Here is a 16,357-nt window from a genome sequence, read left to right on the forward strand (position 1 = left end):
ACGGGCGTATAGATGCAATGATCTAATTCTATGAAAGAAGGGTTGTTCATGGAGCTGAAAAAGAGCAAACTCACCCAGTATTCCGTTGTGGCGCAGCAAACAACACTGCACGAAGAATCCATGGATGTTATTGTGCCAGATACTTATCCGGATATAGAAATGATTCGGTGCACTTTCGGTGAAATCGATATTCGTGAAAAAGTGGTGCAGAATGACCGTGTGATGGTTTCGGGCAATGTGCGCGCGATGATGAGCTATGAGGCGGAAGGGCAGGTCTATCTGCTCAATGGCCTGATCCCGTTTGCCGCGCTGTGCGACGCACATGGATGCAAACAGCAGGATATCGCCTTTGCCATCGCGCAGATGGTTCAGGCCGAAAGCAAGATTTTAAACCCGCGCAAATATACGGTGTCTGTTCAGTTCACCATCGAAACGCAGATCTATACCAAAACAGAATGCGAGATCTGCGAAGGCATCACCGGCAGCGGATGCGAAGAGATGCAGACGCTGACAGAGCGCCAGACCTTTTTGCCGGTGATCTGCGTGCAGGAAAAAACCATGACCATTCAGGAAGAAAACCGCGTGAACGCCGCCTGCACAGCCGAAGATCAGCTGCTTTTCAGCAGCGCAGTTTATCAAACGGAAGATGTGCGTGTTTTATCAAACAAAGTCATGCTGCGCGGCAATGTGAAAACCGAAACCTTCCTCAGCAATAAAACGGGAAGAATTTTCAAAGAAACCGCGACCTTGCCGTTTTCTCAGATCGTGGAAGTGGAAGCCGCAGAAAGCGGGGATGCCGCCGCGATCTTCTATGCACCGCGCAAGGCTGAAAACATGCTGACGGCGGGCGCAGAAAATGAATTGATCTTAAAAACAGAGCTGACCTGCGATGTTTGTGTGAAAGTGACGAGAACAGTAGAAAAAGAAGTGCTGCTTGATGCGTTCCACAGGCGTTTTCCATGTAGTATAAAGTATAATCCATTTACAGTTAATACATCTTCTTATATGGCACCGATCACTTCGGAGATCCACATGAAACTGGAAACGGAAGAAACAGTCGGAACGGTGGTTAACCTTTCTGTGGCGAAAAAAGAGATCAAAGTGGCCGATCAGATGATTTCAGCGGTGTTCGGCGTGAGCGCGGTTTATCTGACCGCGGAAAACGCCATGCGCCAGTGCATCGGCAATATCGAACTTGCCGCCGCGGCAGAAGGATGGTCAAACGGCGGGGCCGAAGCCGAACTTTCGGGCGTGAATGCTCTGCCCACGGAAGGCGGGCTGATGATCGACGGCAGCGCGGTGTTCCGCCGCGTTTGTGTGCAGGCGAAAAAAATGCAGGTAACGGCCTGTGAGATCGACAGCACAAAGGAAAAGCAGCGCCGCTGCAACGCTTCGCTGATTTTACGCAGCGCCGGCAAGAATGAAACGGTGTGGGCCATTGCCAAAGATTTCAGCACCTCGCCGGAAGCCATTTTGGCCGCCAATCATTTAGATCAGGAAACCACGCTGAAGCAAGGGCAGCTCATTATGATTCCCATGGCATAACCATCAAAAAAAACGAATGATGATCTTCAGTCATCCATAGGGAGGAAAGCGCATGGAAAATCGAAGCATTTATGAGGATATCGCAGCGAGAACGGATTCCTCGATTTATATCGGCGTGGTGGGGCCGGTGCGCACAGGCAAATCCACTTTTATCAAAAGCTTTATGGAAACCATGGTGCTGCCGCGCATCGACAATGTTTATCTGAAAGAGCGCGCAAAAGATGAGCTGCCCCAAAGCGGCAGCGGGCGCACCATTATGACGGCCGAACCCAAATTTGTTCCCGAAGAAGCCGTTCAGATCACTTTGGGCGATCATACGGAACTGAATGTACGCCTGATCGATTGTGTGGGTTATATGATCGACGGCGCGCTGGGGCAGATGGAAGGCGATTCGCCGCGGATGGTTTCAACGCCGTGGTTCGATCACGAGGTTTCTCTGCGCGAAGCCGCCGAAACCGGCACGCAGAAAGTCATCAATGAACATTCCACCATCGGCATCGTGATGACCACCGACGGCACCATTTCGGATATCGCGCGTGAAGAATATATCCCGGCGGAAGAACGGGTGATCAGCGAACTGAAACAGCTGCAAAAGCCTTTTGTCATCGTGCTCAATTCCGTCAACCCCGCCGCACCCGAAACCCAGAAGCTGCGCGCTTCACTGCAGGAAAAATATCAGGTCAGCTGCATGAGCCTCAACTGCGCACAGCTCAGCCAGAGCGACATCGAAGAAGTGCTGCAGCGTGTATTGGCCGAATTCCCCGCAAAGGAATTTCACTTTACACTTCCTTCTTGGATCAATGCTCTGGCACCGGATTGTGAGATCCGCCGGCAGATCTATGACACCATTTACGGCTGCGCTTCTCAAATTGGGAAAATGCGCGATGTGCAGCAGGCCATGAGCGGCCTGACAGACTGCGAATATGTGCAAAGCTTCCAGATCCCCGCCATGAACATGGGCGAGGGCATCGCCGAGATCCAGATCAGCGTGGATGATGCCATCTATTACCGCCTGCTTTCCGAGCAGTCGGGCATCACCGTGAAAAATGCGGCCGATTTCATGCCGCTGCTGTGTGAACTTGCTTCGATCCGCGAGCAGTATGGCAGGATCCAGAGCGCGCTTGATCAGGTGCAGCAAACGGGTTATGGCATTGTGATGCCTTCGCGCAGCGAAATGACTTTGGAAGAGCCCGAGATCGTTCGCCAGGGCGGCCGCTTCGGTGTGCGGCTGAAGGCCAGCGGAACTTCGATCCATATGATCCGCGCGGATATCAAAACCGAAGTTTCCCCCATCGTGGGCAGCGAAAAACAATCGCAGGAACTGGTTCAATATCTGCTCAGCGAATTCGAAGATTCCCCCGAGAAGATCTGGGAAAGCAATATTTTCGGCAAATCTCTGCATGAACTGGTCAACGAGGGAATCAACAACAAGCTTTATAAGATGCCGGAGGATGCACGCATCAAGATCCAGGAAACGCTGCAGAGGATCGTTAACGAAAGCAGCAATGGGCTGATCTGCATCATCCTTTAAAAAGAAGGGGGCTGCTATGACAAATTCGGCAGCACGCAGCGCCAGGCTGCGCCGGAAAAAAGCGGCTCGCTATCGAAGGAACGGCCGCCGTGAGAAGCAATTTCCCTGGGGCGGCGCGGCGCTTTTGCTGATCGCGGCGCTGGCCCTTTTCATCCGGTTTTCACCGGGCGAATTCCCACAGCAGATCAGGCAAACGGTTTCCATGCTGGTGCAGGGCGAAATGGATCTGCAGCAGGCAGTGGCCGTATTTGGCAAAAACGCGGTGAGCGAAACCGAAAAGAAAGAAAATGCCATTGTGGTGTTTGGGAAAAAGCTGTTGGGCATCAAACAAGATGATATGGGTGCATCGGAAGCTTCCTCTGATTTTCTGCCGGCACAGGCCAATGATTTTGATGAATATACGCCGCAGGAGGGTACGGTCGGAAACGATTCCGACCGTACCTTTTCCGTTTCCTCGCTGAGCGGCGTTTGCGAATCGCCCTCGCCGATCATTGACCCGAACACGCTGAAGTTTGACTTGCCGGCGGAAGAAATGCAGGATGACACCAGCAATGTGCCGTTCCATATCCCCAGCCCGGATGTGGTGGACGACACTTTTTATCCGTTTACTTCCCCCTGCGCGGCGCCGCTTCGTGGGAGGATCACTTCGCCTTTCGGCTATCGGGATCATCCCATCGATGAAAAGGCATCGTTCCATTACGGGGTGGATATCGCCGCCTCGGCAGGCACTTCCATCAAAGCCTTTGCCGCAGGTAGAGTGACGGAAACAGGAAAGGGCACGGTTTACGGCAACTATGTGCGCATCGATCATGGCAATGGGTTCACTTCGTTTTATGGGCATATGCAAAAGATCACGGCCAAGAAGGGGGCCTGGATCGCATTGGGGGCAGAAGTGGGCAAAGTGGGCAGCACAGGCAAATCGACCGGCCCGCATCTGCATTTTGAAATGAGAAAAAACGGTAAGATCATCAATCCTTCTCAATATGTGGAGTTATCTGCATGAAAAAAATCGGATTTTCAGCCTGCACGCTTCTGCTTCTTCTGGCGCTGCTCTGTTTTGCCGATGGCGAAATGATCGCCGTTACGCTTGCCGCGGTGACTTTGCATGAAGCGGGGCATTTCGCCGCCATTTATTGCATGGGCGAAAGGATCAGGCGGTTCACGGTGGCCCCATGGGGCTTGAATTTAGAATTTACCTCGGAAAAACTTTCTTATTTAAAAGAGGCGGTGATCGCGCTGTGCGGGCCGCTTTGCAACCTGCTTCTTTTTTTGGCGGCGGGTTTTTTCTTCCCACGGGGCGGCGAGGGGAAAGACCTGTTTTGCGGCATCAATTTGATTTTATGCCTGTTCAACCTGATACCGGTCTATCCGCTGGATGGGGGAATGATCCTGCGATCTCTTTTGCTGCAATATTTTCCGCTTCAAAAAGCGCTGGATGCCGTTTACTGGCTTTCTGTTTCCATCGGAATTTTTCTGCTGGCATGCGGTGCGGGGCTTTTTATCTATACCAAAGGAAATATCACGATTTTGTTTGCATCCATGGTAATTTTAGCGTTTTGCCGAACAAAACAGCTTTACAGAATTCTTTAAAGGCTTTATGATAAAAGAGAATAAAACTGAAACTTTCTGTTTGGAGGAACCATGGATTATAAACTGAAACAATGTCTGGATAATGTGCGGAAACCCGCGCGCTATACAGGCGGGGAGTATAACAGCATCCTCAAAGATCCGGCTGCGGTCGATTGCCGTTTCGCCTTATGTTTTCCCGAATTATATGAAATCGCCATGTCGCATTTGGGTTCTAAGATCTTATATGGGCGCCTCAACGCCATGGAAAATGTATGGTGTGAAAGAATGTATGCGCCGGCCGCCGATATGGAAGCGGAAATGCGCCGGGTGGGGCTGCCGCTTTATGGGCTGGAAAGTAAAGATCCCGCGTCGAAATTCGATATTTTTGGCTTTTCGCTGCAATATGAACTGAATTACACCACGGTTCTGAATATGCTGGATCTGGCCGGCATTCCGAAATTCTCTTCAGAGCGAACAGAGCTGACCCCGCTTGTGATCGCGGGCGGGCCCTGCGTTTATAATGTGGAACCCGTGGTGGATTTTTTTGATATCATTATGGTGGGCGAGGGGGAAGAAAACCTGCCCGCTTTAACAGAGCTTTATATCCGCGCCAAAAAAGAGGGCATGGATAAGCAGAGCTTTTTGAAAAAGGCCGCCAAGATCGAGGGCGTTTATGTGCCGTCGTTTTATCATGTGGCCTATCATGAAGATGGCACCATCGCATCGGTCACCCCGGATGAGGGCATTCCCGCGGTGGTGAAAAAGGCCGTGGTGAAAGATCTGGATGCCGCCTATTATCCCGATCGTTTCATCGTTCCTTCCACCGATATCGTGTTTGACCGCGCCATGGTGGAACTGTTCCGCGGCTGCCGCCGTGGCTGCCGTTTTTGCCAGGCGGGCTATACCTATCGCCCCATCCGCGCCAAAAGCGCCAAAACTCTGGAAGCCCAGGCCAAAAAACTGGCCGAAACCACAGGATATGACGAGGTTTCGCTTTCTTCGCTCAGTTCAAGCGATTATCCCGAGCTGGAATCTTTGTGCGATGGGCTGATCTCTTATTGCGAGCCGCGCCACATCAATTTGGCGCTGCCTTCTTTGCGCGCCGATAATTTCAATCTCGATCTGATGGAAAACATTCAAAAAGTGCGCAAAAGCGGTTTGACTTTCGCGCCCGAAGCGGGCACACAGCGGTTGAGAGATGTGATCAACAAAAATCTTTATGAAGAAGATCTGCTCAACGCTTGTGCGATCGCTTTCGCGGCGGGCTATAACAATGTGAAGCTTTATTTTATGATGGGGCTGCCCACCGAGACCGATGAAGATTTGGCGGGCATTGCGGCCATTGTGCGTGATGTGATCTACACCTTCCGCAAAAACGGCAAAAACAAGGCGCGCGGCATCAAGATCAATGTCGGCGTATCGACCTTTGTGCCCAAGGCACAGACCCCGTTTCAGTGGGTGGGGCAGGCCACCCGCGAAGAGGTTCGCCGCAAGCAGGAAATTTTGAAAGAACAGCTGAAGATCAAAAATGTATCGTTCAATCTGCATAAAAGTGATTCCAGCTTTTTAGAAGCGGTTTTCGCCCGCGGCGACCGCCGCCTTTCCGCCGTGATCTATGAAGCATGGAAGAACGGATGCAATTTAGACGCCTGGGATGAGAATTTTAAATTCGATGTATGGATGCAGGCTTTCGAACATTGCGGCCTCGATCCTGAATTTTATGCTTACCGCAGCCAGCCGGCTGATGAGATCTTCCCATGGGATCATATTTTCTCGGGGGTGGATAAAAGCTATCTGCGCGGGGAATATGAAGAAGCGCTCAAGGGCATTGCAACGCCCGATTGCGCCCATGGCTGCCGTAACTGCGGCGCGCTGAAATTATCTGGGGGGAAACGCTGCGATGTATAAAGTGAGACTGAAGTTTGAAAAGAAAGAATATTCATCTTATATTTCTCATCTGGATCTGATGCAGACGCTGCAGCGTTCGCTTATCCGCGCAGCGCTGCCGGTGAAATATACATCGGGGTTTAACCCGCATATTTATCTCTCCATTCTGGTGCCGCTGAGCACAGGCTATCAAAGCGAATATGATCTTTGCGATTTTGAACTGACGCAGGATGCCCCGCCCGAAGATCTGATCGAACGCATCAACGCGGCGCTGCCTCACGGTTTGAAAGCGCTGGAATACCGCCGGGCGGTCACGCCCATCAATGAGATCGCCTGGTGCGAATATGAAATTTCTTATCCCTGCGTCTGGTCGCCCGAGATTCCGGCCATCTTCGAAAAAGAGGTCAGGATTCTGAAGCATTCCAAGCGCGGCGATAAAGAGGTCGTGCTTGCCGATTATGCCAGGAAAATCGTTTTTGAACCCACAGAAGAAGGGTTTCGCTGCCGCTGCATTCTGAGGGCGGGGGATGACCCGCTGAACCCGGCCTATCTGACCGATATTCTGCGTTTTCATAACTATGTTTCTTCGCAAGACCGCCCCACCTATCTTCGCAAGAGCATCCTTGATGAACAGCTCGCAGAATTTTTCTAAAAACTATTGCCAAAATATCACCGCTATGATATTATAATTGGGCATGTATTACGGATGGTCCTCTGCCGCAGTCAGGGCACGAACATCTATGACAGAAAGGAAAGAGAATATGGATCTCGTAAAAAAACTGACAGAATCGCAGCTGAAAGAAAACGCTGTGAATTTTGGAATCGGCGACACTGTGAAGGTGCACGCCAAAATCAAAGAAGGTAACCGCGAAAGAATCCAGATATTCGAAGGCACTGTTATCGCTATGAAACACGGCGGCATTCAGGAAACATTCACTGTTCGCAGAGTTTCTTATGGCGTTGGCGTAGAAAAGGCTTTCCCGGTTCATTCCCCCAACATCGAAAAAGTTGAGGTCGTGAGAAAAGGTAAAGTCAGAAGAGCCAAGCTCTACTACCTGCGCGACAGAGTTGGTAAGGCTGCAAAAGTCAAACAGGATATCTAAATGGAGCAGGGACGGAACATTTTTCGTCCCTCTTCTTTTTATTTTTCGAAATTCAAAAAAACAGGGGAGCAGGCCGTTTCGTCATCTTTGGCCAGAGGCTCTTCGTGAAATCGGCTGTTGAGGATCGTGATAAACAATGGAGCATAACAGCAGCAATATGGAACCAAATGAAGAAATAGAAAAGGCTGCACAGCCCGAAGACGACAAGCCAAACGCCAAAAAAAACACCGCTGTTTCCGAACTTTTCGATTGGGCGGAAGCGCTGGTATTTGCGCTGGCTATTTTGGTGACTGTTTTTGCGTTTGTGGTCAGGCTTTCGGGCGTGGATGGAGAATCGATGTATCCCACGCTGTATAACGGCGATCAGCTTTTGGTGGCTTCGGCGGGTTATACCCAGCCCAAGCGCGGCGATGTGGTCGTTTTGATGGCCGACAGCTTTATGGCGCAGCCGCTGGTGAAACGCGTGATCGCGGTGGGCGGTGATACTGTGACCGTCAACGGCGAAAGCGGCGAGATCACGGTAAACGGCAAAACGCTTTATGAACCCTATATCAATGAAACCACGGCATTCATGGGCGATCGGGAATATCCTCTGGTCGTGCCTAAAAATGAAGTGTTCGTAATGGGGGATAACCGCAACCGCAGTTCAGACAGCCGTTTGAGCGAAGTGGGAACGATCCCCTATGAAAAAATCGTGGGAAAGGTCGTTTTTCGGCTGTTTCCCTTTAGCAGAATTGGCGGTATTCAATGAAAATTAACTGGTATCCCGGGCATATGGCGAAATCCAAGCGCCTGATGCTGGAAGATCTGAAACAAATCGATTTGATTTGTGAACTGCGCGATGCGAGAATTCCCGCATCCAGCCGCAACCCGGATCTTCTGCGTATGGCCGGTGAAAAAAAACGCATCTTGATTTTAAACCGTGCAGATCAGGCAGATCCGGAGGAAACAGCCCGCTGGAAACGCTATTTCGAATCGGAAAACATCCCCACTTTGGTAACCGACAGCAAAAGCGGTTCGGGCATTTCAACGCTGGTGCCGATGATCCAGAAAGTGATGGCTGAAAAGATCGCCCGCGATGAAGCAAAGGGCCTCAAAGGCCGAAAAATCAAAATCATGGCCTGCGGCATTCCCAATGTGGGCAAATCTTCGTTTATCAACCGCATCCTGGGGCGCAAATCGGCGGTCGCCGCCGACAAACCGGGCGTGACCCGCAGCAACCAATGGTTCACCCTGAAAGAGGGGCTTGAACTGATGGATACCCCGGGCATGCTTTGGCCCAAGATCGATGATGAACACACCGGCATGATGCTGGCTTATACCGGAACCATCAATGATGAAATTCTGGATTTGGAAGAACTGGCCTGTGAACTGATCAAAAAGCTGGCGCAGGTGGCGCCGGGCGCTTTGGAAGCGCGCTATAAGCTTGAGGCGGTCGATTGCGACCAGCCTTATGAAACCTTGCAGGCGATGGCAAAATCGCGCGGATTCCTGCTTTCCCGCGGGGAGTATAACACCGAGCGCATGGCCAGAGTCTTGCTGGATGAGTTCCGCAGCGGGAAACTGGGGCGCATTACCTTAGAGCTTGCGCCGCAGCCCAAAAGCCCCGGCGGCAAGGATGAAAAGCATGACGAAGCCGATGTATGAATATGAGCAGTTTTTCACAGAAAAGGGAAAACAGCGCATTTGCGGCATCGATGAAGCGGGCAGAGGCCCTTTAGCGGGCCCGGTTTGCGCCGCCGCGGTGATCTTAGATCCTTCCCGCCCTATCGAAGGGCTGAATGATTCGAAGAAACTCAGCGAAAAAAAGCGCGAGTTGCTGTTTGATGAAATCTGTGAAAAAGCCGCTTTCTGGGGCGTCGGGTGGGCATCCCACACCGAAATTGATGAAATCAACATTTTACAGGCCACTTTTTTGGCGATGCGCCGCGCGGTGGAAGGGCTGAAAACAACGCCCGATATCGCCATGGTAGATGGCAACCGCGATCCGCAGTTGGGATGTGAAACGCTTTGCATTATCAAAGGCGATGGCAAAAGCGCTTCCATTGCCGCAGCCTCGATTCTGGCCAAGGTGAGCAGAGATCGCCTGATGGTGGCGGAAGCGGCCAGATACCCCGCCTATGGGTTTGAGATCCACAAGGGTTACCCCACAAAAGCGCACAGACAAGCTGTGCTGGAATATGGCCCCTGTGAGATCCACCGCCGCAGTTTTCTGAAAAAGCTTTTGGGGGAAACGGGCGAATGAACACGAGCGTCATCGGCAGGGCGGGGGAAGCCGCCGCCGCGGAATATCTTCGCAAAAAAGGTTACACGGTTTTGGAAGCGGGCTACCGCTGCCGTTATGGCGAAATCGACCTGATCGCCCGAAAAAAAGAGCTGGTGATCATTGCCGAAGTGAAAACGCGGAAAAACGATCGGTTTGCCCAGGCGATGGAGTTTGTGGATGTTCACAAACAAAACCGGCTGCGGCTGACGGCGCGCCATTGGCTGATGCAGCAGGAAACGGAATTCCCGCTGCGCTTCGATGTGATCGAAGTTTATGCAAACGGCGAGATCCGTCATATCCCCGATGCGTTCCAATAAACTCAGAAAAACGGAGGTGCTGCATGGCGTTATATACGATCGGCGACCTGCACCTTTCAGAAACCACGCAGAAACCGATGGATGTTTTCGGCGGTGTGTGGAAGGATTATCGAAACAAAATCGTTCAGAATTTTCAGCAGATCCTGACGGAAGATGATCTCACCGTGATATGCGGCGATCTATCCTGGGGTTTGAATTTGGAAGAGGCGGCGGAAGATTTTCGCTTGCTGGATGGTTTGCCCGGCAAAAAAGTGCTGATTAAGGGAAATCACGACCTTTGGTGGCAAACAATCACAAAAATGAGAAAATTTTTTGAAAATAATCAAATAAAAACCTTGTCTTTTTTGCATAATAATTGTATTTTTTATAATGGAGTTGCTTTATGCGGCACTCGCGGCTGGTGTTATGATCCGTCAGACCCTGCTTCGGCAGACGAAACGGTGTTCAAACGGGAACTCATCCGCCTGGAGGCTTCGCTGAAAGCGGCCCGCGCAGAAAACAGAGACTGTGAGATCTTTTGCTTCCTGCACTATCCGCCGATCCTGGCGGGGAATCCGGGGTATGAAGTAACACAGATCACCGATCTCCTTCAAAAATATGGCGTGAGCCGATGCTTTTATGGGCATCTGCACGGCGAAAGCCTTAGAGGGGCTTTCAGCGGTATTCGCGATGGGATCGACTATCGGGTTGTGTCGGCTGATTATCTGAATTTTCGGCCGGTTATGATAAAACCATAAAATCTATTAAATAGACACGAGGAGGAAAACTCTAATGCAGCTGAAAGGCATTGAGAAAAAGGAAACCAATCAGGTGGAACTGACGATTTCCGTAGAAAAAGAAGTATTTGAAAAAGCAATGGAACAGGCATACCGCAAGAATGTGGGAAAAATGAATGTTCCGGGCTTCAGAAAAGGCAAAGCTCCCCGCAAAATCATTGAAAAAATGTATGGCGAAGGCGTTTTCCTGGAAGACGCGGTGAATGCCTGCTATCCCGAAGCATATGATGCCGCCGTGGCAGAAGCGAAGATCCAGCCCGTGGATCATCCCAGCGTCGATATTAAAGAAGTAAACGACGAAGGTTTCACTTTCACCGCGCTGGTCACCGTGAAGCCCGAAGTTCAGGTGAAAGATTATAAAGGCATCGAAGTGGAAAAAGCAAAGATTTCCGTTACCGAAAAAGATGTCAAAGAAGAACTGGGCCGCATGGCCGATCATAACGCCCGCCTGGTCACCGTTGAACGCGCTGTAAAAGAAGGCGACACCGTTATTTTTGATTTTGACGGCAGCGTTGACGGCGTGCCTTTCGATGGCGGCAAAGCCGAAAATTACAGCCTGAAGATCGGTTCCGGCATGTTTATCCCCGGCTTTGAAGATCAGGTCGTGGGCAAAAACGCAGAAGAAGAGTTCGATGTGAATGTGACTTTCCCCGAACAGTATCAGGAAGCTTCTCTGGCCGGCAAGCCCGCTGTGTTCAAATGCAAGATCCATGAGATCAAAGAAACACAGAAACCCGAGATCGATGACGAATTCGTGAAAGATGTTTCCGAATTCGACACACTGGATGAACTGAAGGCCGATCTGAAAACAAAGATCAAAGAAAGAAAAGAAAAAGCGGCTGAAAACGAATTCGAAGAAAAACTGATCGACGGCATGCTGGAAAACTTCACGGCAGAAGTGCCCGAAGTGATGTTTGAAGCACAAATCGACAGAATCGTTGAAGACTTTGGGTATAGAATGTCTATGCAGGGAATCGGCTTGGATACTTACCTGCAGATGAATGATATGTCGATGGAATCTTTCCGCAAACTGTTCCGCGATCAGGCTGAAAAGCAGGTCAAGATCCGTTTGGCGCTGGAAAAAATCGCCGAGCTGGAAAATCTGGAAGTAACAGAGGAAGAACTGGATAAAGAATATACCGAGCTGGCAGAGCAGAACAAGATGGAAGTGGAACGCGTGAAGTCTCTGCTGCCCGCAGAATCTTTGAAGGGCGATCTGTTGACACAAAAAGCTGTTGAGCTGATCAAAGAAAACGCCAAAGTGAAGGCCGCAGCAAAGAAAACAACAAAAAAGGCAAAGGAAGAAGCCGAAGAAACAGCTGAATAATCGCTTTTTCCTAATGGAAAGGGGTCTTTAACATGCCTTATATCCCAATGGTAGTTGAACAAACGAACAAGGGCGAGCGTTCTTATGATATTTACTCCCGCCTGCTGAACGACCGTATTGTAATGCTTTCTGAAGAAGTGAACGATGCAACGGCCAGCTTGATCGTGGCGCAGCTTTTGTATCTTGAGGCGCAGGATCCTGACAAAGATATTCAACTTTATATCAACAGCCCCGGCGGCAGCGTGACGGCGGGCATGGCGATCTATGACACCATGCAATATATCAAGTGTGATGTTTCCACCATCTGCATGGGCATGGCGGCCAGCATGGGCGCTTTTCTGCTGGCGGCCGGTGCAAAGGGCAAACGCCTGGCGCTGCCCAACAGTGAAGTAATGATCCACCAGCCTTTGGGCGGGATGCAGGGTCAGGCCAGCGATATCAAAATTCACGCCGATTGGATTCTTCACACAAAAGCGAACCTGAACAAGATCCTCAGCGAAAGAACAGGCCAGCCTCTTGAAGTGATCGAAAAAGATACCGATCGTGATAACTTTATGACAGCTCAGGAAGCTTGCGCTTATGGTCTGGTTGATAAAGTGATCGAAAAACGATAATCATATTAAGGGGTTAACTATGTCCGATGAGCAGAAGGACATTCGCTGCAGTTTTTGCGGGCGTTCACAAAACGAGGTAGAGCGGATCATCGCCGGCCCCGGCGCCTATATCTGCAACGAGTGTATCGAAATTTGTAAGGATCTTTTGGACGAAGAAGCAAACACAAAACAAAGCAAACAGGCGGAAGAAAACCCGAAAAAGCTTGCAAAACCCGCTGAGATCAAAGAAACTTTAGATCAATATGTGATCGGGCAGGATCGGGCGAAAATCGTTTTGGCTGTTGCGGTTTATAATCACTATAAGCGCGTGATGAATTTGGAAAACGCCGAAAACGACGGTGTTGAAATTCAAAAAAGCAATATTCTGATGCTTGGGCCCACAGGCTGCGGCAAAACACTGCTGGCCCAGACCTTGGCCAGAACGCTGAATGTTCCGTTTGCCATTGCCGATGCCACCACACTGACCGAAGCCGGTTATGTGGGCGAAGATGTGGAAAACATTCTGCTTCGTCTGATCCAGGCGGCGGATTATGATGTGGAACGCGCAGAAAAAGGCATCATCTATATCGATGAACTGGATAAGATCGCGAGAAAAAGCGAGAACCCTTCCATCACACGCGATGTGAGCGGCGAAGGGGTGCAGCAGGCCCTTTTGAAAATTTTAGAGGGCACGGTTGCCAATGTGCCGCCGCAGGGCGGGCGCAAGCATCCGCAGCAGGAGTTTATCCAGATCAATACAGCCAATATCCTGTTCATTTGCGGCGGCGCTTTCGATGGTTTGGAAAAGATCATTGAAAAACGCACAGGCAAGCAGGGGCTTGGTTTTGGCGCCGAAGTGCATTCGAAAAAGCAGAGCGAGAATAAAGATATTCTGCGCAAAGTGGAACCGCAGGATGTGCTGAAATTCGGGCTGATCCCCGAACTGATCGGTCGTTTGCCGGTGATCACGGCGCTTGATCCGTTGGATGAAGAAGCGTTGATCACGATTTTGACAAAGCCGAAGAACGCCTTGACCAAACAATATGCCCATCTGTTTGATCTGGATGGGGTAGAACTGGTGTTTGAGCCCGAGGCTTTGAAGGCGATCGCCGAAAAGACTATGGAGCGCAACACCGGCGCGAGAGGGCTGCGTTCGGTGATGGAAGAAAGCATTATGCAGATCATGTTTGAAATGCCTTCCGATCTGACCATCAGCAAAGTCACCATCACAAAAGAATGCATCACCGAAAAAGCGGCGCCGATCATCGAGCGAAACGGGCGCCCGGCGTCAAAAAAGAAATCGTAGTTTTTAAAAGCCATGGGAGAAGCTTTCCCATGGCTTTTTTGTATGAAAACTGCGCATGAATGCCTTTGCAAAACGATGCCAGTGAGTGAAAAACATGGCTTTGCTGCCCATAAAGCGGTGTTTTGATGAAAAGCCTTTAAAAGGTCTGCCAAGCACAAAACACGCATGAAATGAAACGCAAAATGCGGCCGGAGGAGGAAGAACGGCAACTTTTTATTGTGGATGCACGGCCCATTCAAAAAGCAGAAATCAAATTTGATTGCTCTGACGGGCAGATATCGTCAAACTTCTCTTGTGAAATGTCATATTTTCACTTATAATAAAAACAACATACCGCCGCGCGGCCGGAGCTTGTCGGCCGCTGAAAGAGAACAACAGAAAAGAGGACTTGCGGGCATGATCGAATCCAGCGTTCTGTTTTTCCCTTGTGTGGGCATTGATGAAATGGAAGAATTCTATCATCACCGGCTGGGGCTTTCTGTTTTTCAGAAAAAAGGAAAAAGCATCATTTTCGACACGGGCTATGGTTATTTGGGGTTCGTCGAATATGAAGATGGCCGGCCTTTGGCCACGGGTATGTGCATTTCATTCAATTGTGAAAACCGCGAAGCGGTGGATCGGGTATATCGGGCTTTGGCGGAACCGGATGGCGGCGATGGAATGACCATCCCCCGCAGACATCCCCAATTCCTCGTTTATTCTTTTTTTCTAAAAGATCCTAACGGCTACACGGTGGAATTTCAGAAAATGGAGAACGAATAATATGAAAAAACTTCTGATCGTGGTAGATTATCAAAATGATTTTGTAACGGGCAGCCTGGGTTTCGAAGGCGCGAAAGCCATCGAATCCGCCATTTGCGATAAGATCCGTTCTTATCAAAAAGCGGGCGGCCATGTTGTTTATACATTAGACACGCATCATCCCGATTATGCCGATACACAGGAAGGGAAGAAACTGCCCGTGCCCCATTGCATCAAAGATACCGCTGGCTGGCAGTTATACGGAGATGTGGCGCATATGCTGCAGGGGTGCAGATGCTTTGAAAAAAACACATTCGGCAGCGCGGCGCTGCTGGATTTTCTGCGCGCTGAAGAAAATCAATATACGGTCATCGAGCTTTGCGGCGTGGTCACCAATATCTGCGTGATCTCGAACGCCGTTCTGGCCAAAGCGGCCCAGCCTGAGGCAGAAATCGTGATCGACCGCCAGTGTGTGGCGGGGGCCGATGAAGAAATGAACCAAAAAACCTTTGAAGTGCTGAAAGGGCTTCAGGTAACGGTTTTATGATCTTGCAAAAATCGGTTATCGAAGAGATCCTTTGGCGCGCCGCGAAAGAATATTCTCTTGAGCAGAACCTGAAAACAGGTTTTCGAAAACCGATAGCGGGCTTTGCCACGGCAGAGCCCCAGCCATATCTTCCATTGCGGCAGGCCGGGATGCCGGAACATTTTTTGCCGCGTGATATGATGAAGGAATGCAAAACCGTGATAGCCGTTTTTTATCCTTATGACGAAGAAACCGTTTTGAGCAATCGAGGCGGTGAAAGTGCATCGCAGCGGTGGGCGGATGCCTATGAAGAAATGGGAAAAAGAGTTGCCGCCGCCAATCGGGCGCTTCTTTCCTGGATGGAAGCAAATCAGATACCGGCGATGCTTCCCACGCCGGCGGCATCGCAGTTTGACGCTCAACGGCTGGTCGGCAAATGGTCACACCGCCATATTGCCAGAATCGCCGGTTTGGGCAGCTTTGGCAAAAACAATATGCTGATCACACAACAGGGCTGCTGCGGCTGCTTCACCAGTTTGCTGGCGGGCGCAGAGGCCGAGAGCATCCCGCCGCAAACAGAAGAATTCTGCCTGTATTATCGTGACGGCAGCTGCAAAGCCTGCCTTGCGGCCTGCCCAAAGAAAGCGCTGGGTGAAAATTCATTCGACAGGGCGGCCTGTTATGAAGAATGTTTGCAAAACTTAAAGCTTACCGGCAGCGATGTATGCGGAAAATGCCTGGCGGGGATGCCTTGTTCCATTCACAAACCTTAAAAACGGGGAGCATTGCTCTCCGTTTTTATCTATATTAAGGAATTCGTAAGATTCTTATGAAAGCTATAGTAAGAAATTGATGTTAGGATAATACTGT

18 protein-coding genes are annotated in these 16,357 nt (G+C 50.3%); all 18 read left to right on the top strand.

Going from position 1 to position 16,357, the window contains the following annotated elements:
* The first annotated feature begins 48 nt into the window (after positions 1-48).
* Entirely contained in the window at positions 49-1,545 is a 1,497-nt protein-coding gene (locus tag ACJA3I_RS07075; RefSeq protein WP_458861910.1) for a DUF3794 and LysM peptidoglycan-binding domain-containing protein, read from the top strand.
* Positions 1,546-1,597: 52 nt separating this feature from the next.
* The gene (gene spoIVA / locus ACJA3I_RS07080; protein WP_458861911.1) at positions 1,598-3,076 is read left to right on the top strand and encodes a stage IV sporulation protein A; all 1,479 of its coding nucleotides are present in this window, start codon (positions 1,598-1,600) and stop codon (positions 3,074-3,076) included.
* A gap of 16 nt (positions 3,077-3,092) precedes the next feature.
* Positions 3,093-4,079 carry a M23 family metallopeptidase gene (locus ACJA3I_RS07085; protein WP_458861912.1) on the top strand — a complete coding sequence of 329 codons (987 nt, stop codon included), beginning with the start codon at positions 3,093-3,095 and terminating at the stop codon, positions 4,077-4,079.
* Complete coding sequence (locus tag ACJA3I_RS07090) at positions 4,076-4,666, top strand: site-2 protease family protein (RefSeq protein WP_458861913.1); 591 nt, start codon at positions 4,076-4,078, stop codon at positions 4,664-4,666. Before ACJA3I_RS07085 ends, ACJA3I_RS07090 begins: the two co-directional genes overlap by 4 nt.
* Before the next feature lie 51 nt (positions 4,667-4,717).
* Positions 4,718-6,553, top strand: a complete 1,836-nt coding sequence (locus tag ACJA3I_RS07095) for a TIGR03960 family B12-binding radical SAM protein (protein ID WP_458861914.1) — start codon at positions 4,718-4,720, stop codon at positions 6,551-6,553.
* On the top strand, positions 6,546-7,184 hold the full coding sequence (locus ACJA3I_RS07100) for a TIGR03936 family radical SAM-associated protein (RefSeq protein ID WP_458861915.1): 639 nt from the start codon (positions 6,546-6,548) through the stop codon (positions 7,182-7,184). The genes ACJA3I_RS07095 and ACJA3I_RS07100 overlap by 8 nt, the downstream gene beginning before the upstream one ends.
* A gap of 109 nt (positions 7,185-7,293) precedes the next feature.
* On the top strand, positions 7,294-7,635 hold the full coding sequence (gene rplS, locus ACJA3I_RS07105) for a 50S ribosomal protein L19 (protein ID WP_458861916.1): 342 nt from the start codon (positions 7,294-7,296) through the stop codon (positions 7,633-7,635).
* 136 nt (positions 7,636-7,771) lie between these two features.
* The gene (gene lepB / locus ACJA3I_RS07110; RefSeq protein WP_458861917.1) at positions 7,772-8,386 is read left to right on the top strand and encodes a signal peptidase I; all 615 of its coding nucleotides are present in this window, start codon (positions 7,772-7,774) and stop codon (positions 8,384-8,386) included.
* Positions 8,383-9,282, top strand: a complete 900-nt coding sequence (ylqF, locus tag ACJA3I_RS07115) for a ribosome biogenesis GTPase YlqF (protein ID WP_458861918.1) — start codon at positions 8,383-8,385, stop codon at positions 9,280-9,282. The genes lepB and ylqF overlap by 4 nt, the downstream gene beginning before the upstream one ends.
* Positions 9,263-9,880 carry a ribonuclease HII gene (rnhB, locus tag ACJA3I_RS07120; RefSeq protein WP_458861919.1) on the top strand — a complete coding sequence of 206 codons (618 nt, stop codon included), beginning with the start codon at positions 9,263-9,265 and terminating at the stop codon, positions 9,878-9,880. Before ylqF ends, rnhB begins: the two co-directional genes overlap by 20 nt.
* Positions 9,877-10,218, top strand: a complete 342-nt coding sequence (locus ACJA3I_RS07125) for a YraN family protein (protein ID WP_458861920.1) — start codon at positions 9,877-9,879, stop codon at positions 10,216-10,218. Before rnhB ends, ACJA3I_RS07125 begins: the two co-directional genes overlap by 4 nt.
* Before the next feature lie 23 nt (positions 10,219-10,241).
* Positions 10,242-10,955: a metallophosphoesterase gene (locus ACJA3I_RS07130; protein WP_458863830.1), complete on the top strand. Its 714-nt coding sequence runs from the start codon at positions 10,242-10,244 to the stop codon at positions 10,953-10,955.
* A gap of 34 nt (positions 10,956-10,989) precedes the next feature.
* Positions 10,990-12,321 carry a trigger factor gene (gene tig, locus ACJA3I_RS07135; protein WP_458861921.1) on the top strand — a complete coding sequence of 444 codons (1,332 nt, stop codon included), beginning with the start codon at positions 10,990-10,992 and terminating at the stop codon, positions 12,319-12,321.
* Between the two features lie 32 nt (positions 12,322-12,353).
* Positions 12,354-12,935, top strand: a complete 582-nt coding sequence (gene clpP / locus ACJA3I_RS07140) for an ATP-dependent Clp endopeptidase proteolytic subunit ClpP (RefSeq protein ID WP_458861922.1) — start codon at positions 12,354-12,356, stop codon at positions 12,933-12,935.
* Between the two features lie 19 nt (positions 12,936-12,954).
* Positions 12,955-14,220, top strand: coding sequence for an ATP-dependent Clp protease ATP-binding subunit ClpX (gene clpX, locus ACJA3I_RS07145; protein ID WP_458861923.1), 1,266 nt, complete (start codon positions 12,955-12,957; stop codon positions 14,218-14,220).
* Positions 14,221-14,616: 396 nt separating this feature from the next.
* Positions 14,617-14,982 carry a VOC family protein gene (locus tag ACJA3I_RS07150; RefSeq protein WP_458861924.1) on the top strand — a complete coding sequence of 122 codons (366 nt, stop codon included), beginning with the start codon at positions 14,617-14,619 and terminating at the stop codon, positions 14,980-14,982.
* Position 14,983: 1 nt separating this feature from the next.
* Entirely contained in the window at positions 14,984-15,508 is a 525-nt protein-coding gene (locus ACJA3I_RS07155; protein WP_458861925.1) for a cysteine hydrolase family protein, read from the top strand.
* Positions 15,505-16,260, top strand: a complete 756-nt coding sequence (locus ACJA3I_RS07160; RefSeq protein ID WP_458861926.1) for a 4Fe-4S binding protein — start codon at positions 15,505-15,507, stop codon at positions 16,258-16,260. Before ACJA3I_RS07155 ends, ACJA3I_RS07160 begins: the two co-directional genes overlap by 4 nt.
* Positions 16,261-16,357: the final 97 nt, after the last annotated feature.

It is taken from the genome of Acidaminobacterium chupaoyuni (genome assembly GCF_047936785.1).
Classification (GTDB): Bacteria; Bacillota; Clostridia; order Oscillospirales; family Butyricicoccaceae; genus Acidaminobacterium; species Acidaminobacterium chupaoyuni.

What these genes read in the sequence shown, in the direction of transcription:
- ACJA3I_RS07075 (WP_458861910.1), top strand. Translation starts at nt 49, where the DNA reads ATGGAGCTGAAAAAGAGCAAACTCACCCAGTATTCCGTTGTGGCGCAG.
- spoIVA (WP_458861911.1), top strand. Translation starts at nt 1,598, where the DNA reads ATGGAAAATCGAAGCATTTATGAGGATATCGCAGCGAGAACGGATTCC.
- ACJA3I_RS07085 (WP_458861912.1), top strand. Translation starts at nt 3,093, where the DNA reads ATGACAAATTCGGCAGCACGCAGCGCCAGGCTGCGCCGGAAAAAAGCG.
- ACJA3I_RS07090 (WP_458861913.1), top strand. Translation starts at nt 4,076, where the DNA reads ATGAAAAAAATCGGATTTTCAGCCTGCACGCTTCTGCTTCTTCTGGCG.
- ACJA3I_RS07095 (WP_458861914.1), top strand. Translation starts at nt 4,718, where the DNA reads ATGGATTATAAACTGAAACAATGTCTGGATAATGTGCGGAAACCCGCG.
- ACJA3I_RS07100 (WP_458861915.1), top strand. Translation starts at nt 6,546, where the DNA reads ATGTATAAAGTGAGACTGAAGTTTGAAAAGAAAGAATATTCATCTTAT.
- rplS (WP_458861916.1), top strand. Translation starts at nt 7,294, where the DNA reads ATGGATCTCGTAAAAAAACTGACAGAATCGCAGCTGAAAGAAAACGCT.
- lepB (WP_458861917.1), top strand. Translation starts at nt 7,772, where the DNA reads ATGGAGCATAACAGCAGCAATATGGAACCAAATGAAGAAATAGAAAAG.
- ylqF (WP_458861918.1), top strand. Translation starts at nt 8,383, where the DNA reads ATGAAAATTAACTGGTATCCCGGGCATATGGCGAAATCCAAGCGCCTG.
- rnhB (WP_458861919.1), top strand. Translation starts at nt 9,263, where the DNA reads ATGACGAAGCCGATGTATGAATATGAGCAGTTTTTCACAGAAAAGGGA.
- ACJA3I_RS07125 (WP_458861920.1), top strand. Translation starts at nt 9,877, where the DNA reads ATGAACACGAGCGTCATCGGCAGGGCGGGGGAAGCCGCCGCCGCGGAA.
- ACJA3I_RS07130 (WP_458863830.1), top strand. Translation starts at nt 10,242, where the DNA reads ATGGCGTTATATACGATCGGCGACCTGCACCTTTCAGAAACCACGCAG.
- tig (WP_458861921.1), top strand. Translation starts at nt 10,990, where the DNA reads ATGCAGCTGAAAGGCATTGAGAAAAAGGAAACCAATCAGGTGGAACTG.
- clpP (WP_458861922.1), top strand. Translation starts at nt 12,354, where the DNA reads ATGCCTTATATCCCAATGGTAGTTGAACAAACGAACAAGGGCGAGCGT.
- clpX (WP_458861923.1), top strand. Translation starts at nt 12,955, where the DNA reads ATGTCCGATGAGCAGAAGGACATTCGCTGCAGTTTTTGCGGGCGTTCA.
- ACJA3I_RS07150 (WP_458861924.1), top strand. Translation starts at nt 14,617, where the DNA reads ATGATCGAATCCAGCGTTCTGTTTTTCCCTTGTGTGGGCATTGATGAA.
- ACJA3I_RS07155 (WP_458861925.1), top strand. Translation starts at nt 14,984, where the DNA reads ATGAAAAAACTTCTGATCGTGGTAGATTATCAAAATGATTTTGTAACG.
- ACJA3I_RS07160 (WP_458861926.1), top strand. Translation starts at nt 15,505, where the DNA reads ATGATCTTGCAAAAATCGGTTATCGAAGAGATCCTTTGGCGCGCCGCG.